Origin of the sequence: Thalassospira sp. MCCC 1A03138 (assembly GCF_002115785.1) — a bacterium.
Taxonomy (GTDB): Bacteria; Pseudomonadota; Alphaproteobacteria; order Rhodospirillales; family Thalassospiraceae; genus Thalassospira.
In genome coordinates this window covers 83,821-96,407 of the sequence record NZ_JFJY01000002.1, presented here as the reverse complement: position 1 = coordinate 96,407, position 12,587 = coordinate 83,821, and the positions used below count along the sequence as shown (strand labels likewise).

At 52.6% G+C, this 12,587-nt stretch carries 11 protein-coding genes and 1 tRNA gene; 10 read left to right on the top strand and 2 right to left on the bottom strand.

Features of this window, described 5'->3' with window-relative positions; all coding sequences use genetic code 11:
* Positions 1-111: 111 nt before the first annotated feature.
* Positions 112-201 (bottom strand) — tRNA-Ser (locus TH468_RS05270).
* Between the two features lie 333 nt (positions 202-534).
* Here TH468_RS05270 and TH468_RS05265 point away from each other — a divergent pair.
* The 3 genes from TH468_RS05265 (at position 535) to TH468_RS05255 (ending at position 3,343) form a co-directional block, all read left to right on the top strand.
* Positions 535-840 carry a hypothetical protein gene (locus TH468_RS05265; RefSeq protein WP_085642550.1) on the top strand — a complete coding sequence of 102 codons (306 nt, stop codon included), beginning with the start codon at positions 535-537 and terminating at the stop codon, positions 838-840.
* A gap of 117 nt (positions 841-957) precedes the next feature.
* Complete coding sequence (locus TH468_RS05260) at positions 958-1,941, top strand: NADPH:quinone oxidoreductase family protein (RefSeq protein WP_085642549.1); 984 nt, start codon at positions 958-960, stop codon at positions 1,939-1,941.
* A gap of 136 nt (positions 1,942-2,077) precedes the next feature.
* Positions 2,078-3,343: a bifunctional 2-polyprenyl-6-hydroxyphenol methylase/3-demethylubiquinol 3-O-methyltransferase UbiG gene (locus tag TH468_RS05255; protein ID WP_085642548.1), complete on the top strand. Its 1,266-nt coding sequence runs from the start codon at positions 2,078-2,080 to the stop codon at positions 3,341-3,343.
* 234 nt (positions 3,344-3,577) lie between these two features.
* Here TH468_RS05255 and TH468_RS05250 read toward each other — a convergent pair whose 3' ends face one another.
* Positions 3,578-3,787 carry a DUF1127 domain-containing protein gene (locus TH468_RS05250; protein ID WP_085642547.1) on the bottom strand — a complete coding sequence of 70 codons (210 nt, stop codon included), beginning with the start codon at positions 3,785-3,787 and terminating at the stop codon, positions 3,578-3,580.
* Positions 3,788-3,941: 154 nt separating this feature from the next.
* Between TH468_RS05250 and TH468_RS05245 the strand changes: the two genes are divergently transcribed.
* From TH468_RS05245 to TH468_RS05215, 7 genes are all read left to right on the top strand, one after another.
* Positions 3,942-4,868 (top strand): LysR substrate-binding domain-containing protein, encoded by a 927-nt coding sequence (locus TH468_RS05245; RefSeq protein WP_085642973.1) that lies wholly within the window; start codon positions 3,942-3,944, stop codon positions 4,866-4,868.
* Between the two features lie 232 nt (positions 4,869-5,100).
* The gene (locus tag TH468_RS05240; protein ID WP_085642546.1) at positions 5,101-7,059 is read left to right on the top strand and encodes an extracellular solute-binding protein; all 1,959 of its coding nucleotides are present in this window, start codon (positions 5,101-5,103) and stop codon (positions 7,057-7,059) included.
* A 3-nt stretch (positions 7,060-7,062) separates the two neighbouring features.
* Complete coding sequence (locus tag TH468_RS05235; RefSeq protein WP_085642545.1) at positions 7,063-8,172, top strand: microcin C ABC transporter permease YejB; 1,110 nt, start codon at positions 7,063-7,065, stop codon at positions 8,170-8,172.
* Between the two features lie 2 nt (positions 8,173-8,174).
* Positions 8,175-9,206: an ABC transporter permease gene (locus TH468_RS05230; RefSeq protein WP_085642544.1), complete on the top strand. Its 1,032-nt coding sequence runs from the start codon at positions 8,175-8,177 to the stop codon at positions 9,204-9,206.
* 10 nt (positions 9,207-9,216) lie between these two features.
* Positions 9,217-10,851, top strand: a complete 1,635-nt coding sequence (locus TH468_RS05225; RefSeq protein ID WP_085642543.1) for an ABC transporter ATP-binding protein — start codon at positions 9,217-9,219, stop codon at positions 10,849-10,851.
* A gap of 81 nt (positions 10,852-10,932) precedes the next feature.
* Positions 10,933-11,619, top strand: coding sequence for a hypothetical protein (locus TH468_RS05220; protein WP_085642542.1), 687 nt, complete (start codon positions 10,933-10,935; stop codon positions 11,617-11,619).
* A gap of 218 nt (positions 11,620-11,837) precedes the next feature.
* A complete protein-coding gene (locus TH468_RS05215; protein ID WP_085642541.1) occupies positions 11,838-12,506 on the top strand; it encodes a LysE family translocator in 669 nt (222 codons plus the stop codon).
* Positions 12,507-12,587 lie beyond the last annotated feature (81 nt).

The window sequence follows — 12,587 nt, the reverse complement described above, 5'->3', positions numbered from 1 at the left end:
GGCAATAAGAAACAGGACACACAAAAGTTGTGTGCGCATTTTCGTATTTCACATCGAAGAAGGGGAGTTTTTTGCAGCTTTTGGTATCGCTGCGGCCCGCAGGCTGCAAAGTGGCAGAGAGGAGGGGATTCGAACCCCTGAGGGGCTTACACCCCAACACGCTTTCCAGGCGTGCGCCTTAAACCACTCGGCCACCTCTCCACATGCGATCTTCTATATATCGCGAAAGCGGGCGGACATTAGCCGACCCGATCCCGGTTGACAAGGCAAAATCCCTTACTTTTTGATGTTTGTTCTGGTCACTATCCAAACAGCGAACAAATGCCATTTTTACAATCACTTGACGGATAAAGTTGTAGCAATTTGTCCAATATTTACTTCTTGTTGATTAATCGCCTCTAAGGTTTCAGGCTATGGTTCCAGATGTACCGGGACGATAGGGTGATTCGCAGAAACCTTTATGCTGACGGGGCAAAGCCGTCGGCATGTCTGTGATGATAACGAAAAGTTCAGACCGGGAATTCGGAGACGGCTATGTGGCTTTTCAGAGCGTTGGGATGGATATTGCTGTTTTCCAGTCTTGCTGTACTGGTCGGTGATGGCATTACCTCGCTTCAGATGGGAACGTTCCGCTTTGTCGCGGCGGGGGAGCTCTGGTATCGGTTGGATGCCGGAAGCCTGAACCTGTTGCAGTCCGTGATTCAGCGCTATATCTCGGCCTGGATTTGGGACAATGCGTTTGTACCCGTGCTATTGGCCCCGGCGTTTGTCATATTGCTGGTGCCCGGAATACTTCTTTTGCTGGTGATGCGAAAACGCAGGCGTCAAAAGTTTTTCTAAGCCGTTCCTGCCGGTCTTCCACCGTTTTCAATACCGTCTCTGTCTTTCGCTTGTCTGATCGCTGCGTGCGCGGCACACTGTGCGTGATCGGGCAGGATCACAAGATGGAAAACAGCGATGAAAGCATGGATATGCGAGGCTTTCGGCGAAGCGCCGATGCTGATCGACTGCGAAGAACCGATCGCACAAGCCCATCAAATCATCATCGATATTGCCGCCTGTGGCGTTAATTTTGGCGATGCCCTGATTCTTGAGGGAAAATATCAGAAACGCCCGACTGGTCCTTTTGCGCCGGGGTTTGAAATTGCCGGGACCGTTTCTGCAATTGGGACGGACGTTCAGGGTTTTAACATTGGTGATCGGGTCATGGCCCTGCCTGACTGGGGTGGATATGCTGGTCGGATTTCAGTTGATGCCAGACTTGTGACGGGGCTACCCGACAATGTTGAATTCAATGTGGCGGCTGCATTCCATATTGCATATGGCACGTCATGGTTTGGTTTGAAGTATCGCGCCAATTTGCTGCCGGGTGAAGTGGTTCTGGTTCATGGGGCTGCCGGGGGTGTTGGCCTGACGGCGGTGGAATGCGCCAAACTTCTGGGCGCGACCGTGATCGCAACCGCGGGTGGGGCTGATAAATGTGCCATCGCCAGAGCGCATGGTGCGGATCATGTAATTGACTACAAATCCGAAAGTATACGGGCTCGGGTACAGGAAATCTGTGCCCGCATCGGGCGCATAGGTGTCGACTTGGTTTATGATCCGGTCGGGGGCGATGTGTTTGATCAGAGCCTGCGCTGTGTTGCGCCGGGCGCGCGCATCCTTCTGATCGGATTTGCTAGCGGATCGGTGCCGCAAATTCCGGCCAATATCCTTCTGGTCAAGAATGTTGCTGCACTGGGCTTTTATTTCGGGGCTTATCTTGAACAGAACCCCGATATCGCAAAGGCTGGCATGGCCGAGCTTTTGGAGCTGCTGTCGTCTGGGGAAATATCGCCGTTTGTGTCTGCGACATATCCGCTGATAAACGCGATGGAGGCACTTGCGGCGATCCGTAGCCGGACGGCAACAGGGAAGCTTGTGATCCGGTGTCGGGAATGAGTTCGTCACCAAGGTGATTATTCTATTAATCAAATCCTTGAAATTTTATAGGATGTTGCCGTCTCTGATAGCATTGCTGCTTGCAGGCTTGTTTTCGGGCTTGCCGCAGCACCTGTTGATCCATTGGAATTTATAGATGTCCGAAATCCGGAAAAAGCCAGACGCGCCGCAACCGTCCGACAAAACACGGGCGCAATATGAAACTTTTCCCTATCCGGCGCGTGACCCGAAAGATGAGGACAAGCGTCTTGTCGTAGGGTCCCCCGGGAATTGGGACGAAGTGGTTCATTTCGTGTTTGGCGGCCGCGATCCATCGGCTGATGGCAAAAAGATAAAAGTTCTTGTTGCCGGGGGCGGCACCGGGGATGCGTTGGTGATGCTCGCGCAGCAGGCGCGTGATCGCAAGGCCAAGGTCGAGATTGTTTATATCGATCTTTCGGAAAGCTCGCGCAAGATCGCTGAGGCCCGGATCAAGCGCCGTAATCTTGAAAAGAGTGTCAAATTCGTTACCGGGTCGTTCGTTGATCTGGCCGGGCAATATGGGCCGTTTGATTATATTGATTGCTGTGGGGTGCTTCATCATCTGCCTGATCCGGACGCTGGTTTAAAGGCGTTGGCAGATGCGCTTAAACCCAGAGGCGGTATGGGTTTGATGGTGTACGGCGAACTTGGTCGGATCGGCGTCTACCATATGCAAGAAATGATGGAACGCCTCTCGGCCGAGGCCGGTGGGCGGAAACGGCTTAACCTTGGCAAGGCATTGTTCGATTCACTGCCGGCTACAAACTGGCTGAAGCGTAACCCGTTTGTGAATGATCATCTTCAGGGCGGTGAGCCCGGGTTTTACGATCTGCTTTTGCATCAGCAGGATCGGGCCTATCGCGTGGACGAGGTTTTTGATTTTGTCGAGAAGGCCGGTTTGCGGCTTCAGCAATTCATTGAACCGATGCGCTATGATCCGACGACCTATTGTTCGCGCCACGACGTTCTGGACAAAGCCGTGCATGTGCCGTTTCGCAAGCGCGCGGCATTGGCTGAATTGATGGCGGGCAATATTACCAAGCATCTGTTTTATGTTGTCAAATCGGATAACAAGATCAAGCCACCGGTCCCGGATCGTCATGCCGTGCCGTTTTTTGTGCGTGTTGACGGGGCTGCTTTGGCCCGCTCTGTCGCGAAGACCGGCCATATCAAGATTAATTTTACCGGATTGTCGGTAACGCGCAGTCTTCCGCCAGCAAGCCCGGGGATTCTGTCACGCATCGATGGCAAACGCACGGTTGGCCAGATTTACGAGCTGTTTGACCCAAGCCCAGATAAATATGAATTCGATGCCCAGTTCGCAGTGATGTATTCGGTGCTGAACGCCGCGAACCTGATGTATCTGCATCCGTCAAAATAATCCGTCTTGCAGATCCGATCAGGCAAAAGAAATGCCGACCATCGGGGGATGGCCGGCAATCAGGGATACAAAACCGTCAATAGCGGGTGCGGGTCTCGGTTTTGCGTGTCGGGAGGCTGAAGACGCTTGTCAGGGCTTCAATAACCTGCAGAGGGAAAGAAAGTGGCCCCTGCAAGCGGAAAAGTCGGGGAGACATAATAAATACTCTCGGTTTGGCGCCTTTAAGCGAAATGCTCAGGCTTTCCAGAACGGCTTGGCTGCTTCGATACGGGCTTCATATACGTCCCAGCCAATGTCGCGCAGCAGATGGCTGTCCATCGTCGCAAGCTTCTGGCGGAGAACATAACGTTTTGCCCACTGACGCGGCAGTTCCATAACATTTGCGGTGTTTTGGTGACGGCGGGTGGTGACAAAAGCACTGGCATCTTTGGTGATCGCGACCATGATCTTATTCCTTCAATCTATCGGCCAGCTCTCAGTTTGTATGCGGCCTGAATGTGTTTCGTTTTGCTAAACCCAGAGTTACGCCTAAAAACACTTGCTCTCAAACCATCTTTTGTCATCATTGGATGAGTTTTAATCATGCAAGATGATCGTCATGAAACGCCGCCCATTGCCGTTAAACGCGCTTCGTGCCTTTGAAGTGGCCGGTCGACTTGAAAGTTTCACCAAAGCTTCACATGAGCTTAATGTTACACAAGGGGCGGTCAGTCGACAGGTCCAGCACCTGGAGGATGTGCTGGGGCGGCAATTGTTCGAACGTCATCACCGCCGATTGAAACTGACCCGGCCGGGTCGGAACTTGCTGGCGTCCCTGACGGCGGCATTCGATTCGATCGAACTGGCGGTTTCGCGTATCGAAAACCGACCTGATGATACGCAGCTTAAGGTCTTGTCGCCCTTGACATTTGCCATGCGCTGGATCGTGCCGCGTCTTGGCCGGTTTCAGATGGAACATCCTGACCTGCAGGTACAGCTTGGCACCTATAGTGACGATGCCGCCCCGGTTGATTTCAATGAAACCGATATTGCCATCCGCTTTGCTGATACGCCGGGCGACCAGCTGGTGCATGAATTTCTGACCGGCGAACGGCTTTTGCCGGTATGTCATCCCAATCTGGCAAAGCAGCTGAAAACACCGGAAGACTTTGGCAATGTGACTCTGCTGCATTGTTCGGCACAGCGTGAGGATTGGCGCATCTGGTTAAAGGGAACCGGGATTGAGGGCGTCGACCCGGACCGGGGACCTGTTTTTGCGACCCTTGATATGGCAATGGAGGCCGCGGCCAGCGGATTTGGTGCAGTAATTTCCGATCCGGCGATGATCGGGGAATATGTTGTGACCAATAGACTTATGGTGCCGTTCGATTTGCCGGTTGATAGTCCCTATGCCTATTCGCTCTGCTATCCCGAAGGAAGGTTGGAGCGGCGGAAAGTGAAGGCATTTCGCGATTGGTTGATGAGCGAAATCAAGATCGAGACAGGCAGGCGCAAGCTTGCGCAAAAAGAATCAGGAACGGAATGACAGTTTCAAGATGATGCCTTGAAATTGAACCATTTTATTCCTCATTATGAATATGTCGTTTGGACCAAATGGATTTGCGGACGTAACGTCGGTGTAACCGGTCCCGTTTTCTTGTCGGGAATTGTCCGGAACCTCCCGATCATTGCGTCCGTAATGATGTCAGATGGTTCAATGATGCGTATTGGCCCTGCCGGGGTTCGGGCTTCGAGCCGGGCACATTTCAGGAATAAATATGACGCGGCAAGAAGGCGAGACGTGCATCGCACGGAAAAACGGGAGCCGGGGAACGTTCTCCCGTTATGTCGGGGGTATGCTTCTGGCGGTTGTGGTCGGGTTACCAATCGCAATGGCCGGTCCGGCAGCGGCACAGACAGGCGACAAGCCCGACATTACACCGGCCCCGACAGTTCCGGTGGCCGAGGAACAGCTCAGTCCGCTAACCACTGCGTCACATGGCATATCGCTTTATGGTGATCTGAAATACGGCCCTGATTTTCGGCATTTCGATTACGTCAATCCGGATGCGCCCAAGGGCGGGACGCTGGTGCAAAGTTCCATCGTCTCGTTTGATACATTAAATCCCTTCACGCTGAAGGGGACGGCAGCAAGCGGCCTTGGGCTTATGTATGACAGTCTGATGGTGTCGAGTGCGGATGAGCCTTCGTCACTTTATGGTCTGATTGCGCGCAGCGTTGAATATCCGGTTGATCGATCCTTTGTGATTTTCCATCTTGATCCTCGGGCACGCTTTCAGGATGGCACTGATATCACCGCCGAAGATGTGGTGTTTTCATTCAATATCCTGATTGAAAAAGGCAGCCCGGTTTACCGGCAGTACTACTCGCAGGTCGATAAAGTCGAAGCGCTTGACGATCTGACGGTGCGTTTTGATTTCAAACCGGGCAATAATCGCGAATTGCCGATGATTGTTGCCGAACTTTCCATCATGCCAAAGCATTACTGGGAAGGGCGGGATTTTTCCAAGACGACCTTTGATCCTCCTGTCGGCAGTGGGGCCTATAAAATCAAGTCTTTCGAGGCCGGTCGCCAGATCACCTATGAACGGGTCAAGGATTACTGGGCGGCGGATTTGCCGGTCAATCGCGGCAGCAATAATTACGATACGCTGCGGTTTGATACCTATCTTGATCCCGATGTATCACGTCAGGCGTTCTTTGCCGGTGAATACATGATCAGAAGCGAACATTCATCGCGCGAATGGAGCACGGCATACAACACCCCGGCAATCCAGAACGGCCAGATCAGGAAGGAATTCCTGCCTGACAATCTGCCAAACGGTATGCAGGCCTATGTGTTTAACACACGCAAGCCCCTGTTTTCTGACATCCGTGTTCGGGAGGCGCTGCAATATGCGTTTGATTTCGAGTGGCTGAACCGGGCGATGTTCTATGGTGCGTATAAGCGCAATGTCAGCTATTTCGCCAATTCGGAACTTGCTGCAACCGGCGTGCCGGAAGGCGAGGAGCTTGATATTCTGAAAGGATTCAGAAGCCAGCTGCCGCCCGAACTGTTCACCCAGCCGCCGCAATTGCCCAACTTTGATGCACCCAATGGTCGACGCGAAGCATTGCGTCATTCGATGAAGCTTTTGCAGGAGGCGGGTTGGGAATTGCGCGACATGCAACTGGTCAACAGCAAGACCGGCGAGCCGTTCCGGTTCGAGCTGATTATCCGCCAGCCGGGGATTGAGAAAATCGCGTTGGTTCTTAAAGCCCGCCTGCGTCAGCTTGGCGTGACCATGGATATTCGCATGATTGATACCGGGCAGTGGGTCAATCGTATTCAGGCCTATGATTTTGATATGACGACTTTCTGGTGGACGCAAAGTCTTTCACCGGGGAACGAGCAGCGATTTTTCTGGTCATCGCAGGCAGCAGATCAGCCGGGCAGCCGGAATTTTGCAGGTATCAAAAATCCGGTTATTGATGAACTGATCGATCTGGTTATCGAAGCAGACAGCCGCGAAAGCCTTGTGCAGCGCGTACGCGCGCTTGATCGCGTGTTGCAGTGGGGATTTTACGTGATCCCGCAATATTATCTTGGCGGGGATCGGATGGCCTATTGGGATGTGTTCGGGCGACCTGACGAGGTGCCGCTTAAGGGAACATCGGTCATGACATGGTGGATTGATCCCGAAAAGTCGCGGCAGCTTAAGAAGGGGGGGTACTAGGCCATGCTGAATTACATCCTGCGTCGTCTTTTGCTGATCCCGGTGACGCTGTTCGGGATTATGGTTCTGAACTTTGCAATCGTGCAATTCGCGCCGGGTGGCCCGGTAGAACAGATGATTGCCCAGTTACAGGGCACGGATGTTGCCGCAACCGCGCGCATCAGCAATCAGGGGGCTGATAGTGGCGGCGGCGGTGGTGCCAGCGGGGGAAACAATTTTTCCTCGACCTCGAACTACCGTGGGGCTCAGGGACTTGACCCCGAGATCATCACCCAGCTTGAAAAGCAGTTCGGGTTCGATAAACCGGCTTATGAACGTTTCTGGATGATGATGAAAAATTATCTGACGTTCGATTTCGGCCAAAGCTATTTTCAGGATCGCGATGTGGTCGATATCGTGATCGACAAGATGCCGGTCTCGATATCGCTTGGCCTTTGGTCGACATTGATCATCTATATCATTTCCGTGCCGCTTGGCGTTGCCAAGGCCGTGCGGGACGGATCGAATTTTGATGTCTGGTCATCGGCGGCGATTATTATCGGTTATGCCATTCCGGGCTTTCTTTTTGCCGTGATGCTGATCGTGGTGTTTGCCGGTGGAACCTATTTCGATCTGTTCCCGTTAAGGGGGCTGACATCATCGAATTTTGATGAATTGTCGCTTTTGGGCAAGGTTGCGGATTATTTCTGGCATCTGGCATTGCCGATTACGGCATTGACCATTGGCGGATTCACCACGCTTACGATGCTGACCAAGAACTCGTTTCTGGATGAAATCAACAAACAATATGTGGTGACCGCGCGGGCCAAGGGATTGACGGAAAAACGGGTTCTGTACGGACATGTCTTCCGCAATGCGATGTTGCTGGTGATTGCCGGTTTTCCCAGTGCATTGATCGGGCTGCTATTTACCGGCTCGGTCCTGATCGAAGTGATTTTCTCACTCGACGGACTTGGGTTGCTGGGTTTTGAAGCCGTGATGAAGCGTGATTATCCGGTAATGTTTGCGACACTTTATCTGTTTACGTTGTTTGGTCTTGTTCTGAACCTGATCAGTGACCTCAGCTATCACCTGATTGATCCGCGGATCGACTTTGAAGCGCGGGAGAATTGATCATGCAAAACATCATTCTTTCGCCGTTGAACAAACGCCGGATCGCAAATTTCCGTTCCAACAAGCGTGGATACTGGTCGCTTGTTATTTTCACGATCCTGTTCGTCATCTGTCTGGTCGCTGAGCTGGTGGCCAATGACAAGCCGATCTTCGTCAAATATGACGATAACTGGTATGTCCCTATCCTGTCAGACCACCCTGAAACCGTTTATGGCGGCGATTTTGACGTCGAGACGGATTTCTATGATCCCTATATCCTTGGCAAGATCGAGGAACACGGTTTTGCCATCTGGCCGCCGATACCGTTTTCTTACAATACCATCGATTTTGAAATGCGCGAGGCACAGCCAGCCCCGCCATCGTTCAGGCATTGGTTTGGAACAGATGATCTTGGGCGCGATGTTCTGGCGCGCCTGATTTACGGGTTCCGGATTTCGATCCTGTTTGGCCTTGCCTTAACGGCGATAAGTTCGGTAATCGGGATCGCGGCCGGTGCGGTACAGGGTTATTTCGGTGGCTGGATTGACCTTGGTTTCCAGCGTGTGATCGAAATCTGGTCCGGATTGCCGCAGTTGTTCATCCTGATCATTCTGGCCAGCCTGTTTGCGCCCGGTTTCTGGACGCTTTTGTTCATTCTTGTGCTGTTTAGCTGGATGAGTTTGACCGGGCTTGTGCGTGCAGAATTCCTGCGGGCGCGCAATTTCGAATATGTTCGGGCCGCGCGCGCATTGGGCATGACCGATTATCGTATCATGTATCGCCATGTTTTGCCGAACGCGATGGTGGCAACGATTACGTTCCTGCCGTTTGTGTTGAACGGTTCGATCGTGGCCCTTACATCGCTTGATTTTCTGGGGTTGGGCATGCCGCCCGGATCGCCGTCGCTTGGCGAGTTGCTTGCACAGGGTAAAAACAACCTTCAGGCACCGTGGCTTGGCATGACGGCGTTCTTTGCAATCGCGATTATGCTGAGTTTGCTGATCTTTATCGGCGAGGCGGTGCGCGATGCCTTTGATCCACGAAAAACCTTCTAGGGGAACGGTTATGACGACCAATCAATCGACACAGCCGCTTCTGGAAGTAAGGCATCTTTCGGCAAGTTTTGCCGGTGTTCCTGCGGTCAAAGGCGTTTCGTTCACCATGAAGCGTGGTGAGACCATGGCGCTTGTGGGGGAAAGCGGATCGGGTAAATCGGTGACCGCACTTTCCATCCTGCAATTGCTGCCCTATCCGCGGGCCAGCCACCCGGGTGGTTCTATCCTGTTTGACGGGCAGGAAATGGTCGGAACGGATGCGAAAATTCTGCGACAAATTCGCGGCAACCGGATTGCAATGATTTTCCAGGAACCGATGACATCGTTAAACCCGCTGCACAATATCGAAAAGCAGATCGGCGAGGTGTTGCTGCTTCATAAGGGATTGCGCGGTGCCAAAGCACGGGCGCGTATTCTTGAGCTGCTTGATCTGGTGGGTATTCCCGATCCGGCCTCGCGGCTTAAAGCATTGCCGCATGAATTATCGGGTGGACAGCGCCAGCGCGTGATGATTGCCATGGCATTGGCAAATGAACCGGAATTGCTGATTGCCGACGAGCCGACCACGGCCCTTGATGTAACCATTCAGGCGCAGATACTTGAATTATTGAAGGATTTGCAGGCCAAGCTAGGCATGGGTTTGTTGCTGATTACCCATGATCTTCAGATCGTGCAGAAGATGGCCGATAATGTCTGCGTCATGAAGGATGGCGAGGTGGTTGAGCGCGGCACAGGCCAGGGGCTTTTTGACAACCCGCAGCATCCTTATACCCAAAAGCTTCTGGCGGCAGTGCCAAGTGGTAATGCCCCGCCATTGCCCGAAAATGCAAAGGAACTGATCCGAACCAATGAGATTCTGGTGCGGTTCCCGATTGGCAAGAAGGGTATTTTGGGGCGTCCGGAATATTACCTTGATGCTGTAGACCATATATCGCTTACCCTGAGGCAGGGCGAGACGCTGGGTATTGTCGGAGAAAGCGGATCGGGCAAAACGACTCTGGCGATGGCGATCTTGCGGCTTTTGTCGTCCACTGGTGATATCTGGTTTGACGGTAAAGATGTGCGGCAGTTTTCCGGGGCGGATTTGCGGGCCCTGCGCCGCGACATGCAGGTGGTGTTTCAGGACCCGTTCGGATCCCTGAGCCCGAGGATGTCAATCAGCCAGATCGTGGGCGAAGGGCTTGAAATCCATCATCCGGAAATGTCGCGGCAGGAGCGTACCGAACGCATTGCCGAAGCCCTGCGCGAAGTTGATTTGCCGGTAAATGCGATGGACCGGTATCCACATGAATTTTCCGGCGGACAGCGCCAGCGTATTTCGATTGCGCGTGCACTTGTTTTAAAGCCGCGTTTCATGGTGCTTGATGAACCGACCTCGGCACTTGATATGTCTGTACAGGCGCAGATTGTTGATCTTTTGCGCGATCTTCAGGCGCGCCACAAGATGGCCTATCTGTTTATCAGCCATGACCTTCGGGTTGTGCGTGCGCTTTCGCATCGGGTGATGGTGATGCAGGGCGGGCGGCTTGTCGAAAGCGGAAATGCCGACGAAGTCTTTGAAAATCCGAAAGAATCCTATACAAAGGCTTTGTTGGCAGCAGCGCTTGATTTGCGTGCTGCGGGGCTGGAGCTTGTGCAGAGCTGACCCCAAATCGGAACTTGACGGGACAATTGGCGTTCGTTGGGTATTGCGTAAAATTAATAACGGGCTGAAAGCAAACTGTTCATGACCGAACCGGCAAGAAAACCGAAAGCGTTCAGGAACTACCTTTTCAAATCGCTTTTGGCGATGGTGATCGGGATTGTGATGTTTGGCCCGGATGCACAGGCATCGGGCGGTGGGCAAGAGGGGGCAAAGCCGTCTGAAAGTGCCGAGCCAAAAGAACCGCAAATTCCAGAAACGGTGATCGAACCGGATTCAATTGCGCTTACCGTTGTTTTGCCCAAGACCGGCGCGATCCGGCAAATGGTGTTCTATGTCTGGCTTGAAGCATCAAGTGTTGCTGATCGTGCGGTCATCGAGCAGGCAGAGCCAAAATTATTGAATGCGTTCCTGCGAGATCTGCAACGCATCATGTATCGCGATACCCAGAACCGATACGAGAAACTTGAAGCAGGCAAACGTGGTTTTGTCTATGACGGGCCGGAGCTGATTGCACCGCCACCGCCCAAAACGCCAGAAGAACTCGAAGCAGAAAAAGAAGCCTCAGAAGCGGCGAAAGAAAAGGGCGAGGAAATCAAATCCGAGCCACCGTTCTCTCCGTTCCGTCCAACAACCAATAGGTATTTTGCAGCACTTCAAAACCGGCTTCTGGCAACCGCACGCGGCATCGTGCCGCCAGAATCAATTCGTTCGGTTCAGGTGCGCAAATTTTATGATAACTGGCCCGGCGACAAGAAGCCTGGCCGTTAAGGTTATTTTGCCCGCCTAAAGGCATCCCCGCCGATACCGTATCGGCAATTCAAAAAATTTTCTTCTCCTTACCTGAATGATTTTTGTTCGGTGTGATCCATTGCCGGGTTACCTGTTTTCAGGATGCCTGATCGGCAGATGCCAGCAGTGTACAGAGTGCACTTGTATGGTGACATGGGCGTGATATTCCGTCTTGATTGAGTAATCCGGGGGATGAAATGTCGATTGAAACATGGCTCAGCTTTTGCGCACTTGTATCGCTTATAGTGGCAACACCCGGGCCCAGTGTCCTGATCGGCATGTCGCATTCGTTACGTTATGGACCGCGCCCGACCATGATTACCGCCCTTGGTGATGTGACCGCAAACATGATCCAGATGGTGATTGCCGCGGTTGGCTTGGGGGCTTTGCTGGCGACATCGGTGACGGCGTTTGGCGTTGTCAAATGGTGCGGCGTCGCGTTCCTGATTGTCATCGGTCTGACGGCAATCCTGCGAAAATCCAAGGCATCAAAAAATTATAATGATACCGAAACAAAAATCAGAACAGGGTTTGAGCCGGTACGAAAACGCCGGTTATTTAGTGAAGGTTTTCTGGTTGCAGCGGGGAATCCGAAAGCGATCGCGTTTTTTGGTGCATTGTTCCCGCAGTTCATCGATCCTTCGGTGGACCTTTGGCCGCAATTGGTGATCCTTGGGATCACGTTTGTGATTTTTGATTACACATTCGTAATGATGTATGCGCTTGGCGCCGCAAGACTGATGCCATGGTTATTGAAACGTGGTGGAAAAAACACGATTGGCCGGATCAGTGGCGGTGTTTTGATTGTTGCCGCCCTGCTTTTGTCCCTGATTGACATGCCTGAAAGCGTGGCGCGGACCCGCTAAGCCGAAAGTTGGACGGGGTATTGTTTCTTGGCGTCAAAGCTGCGTGTTTTGGGTTCGTGACCCAGGTGATTATCAGTAAGT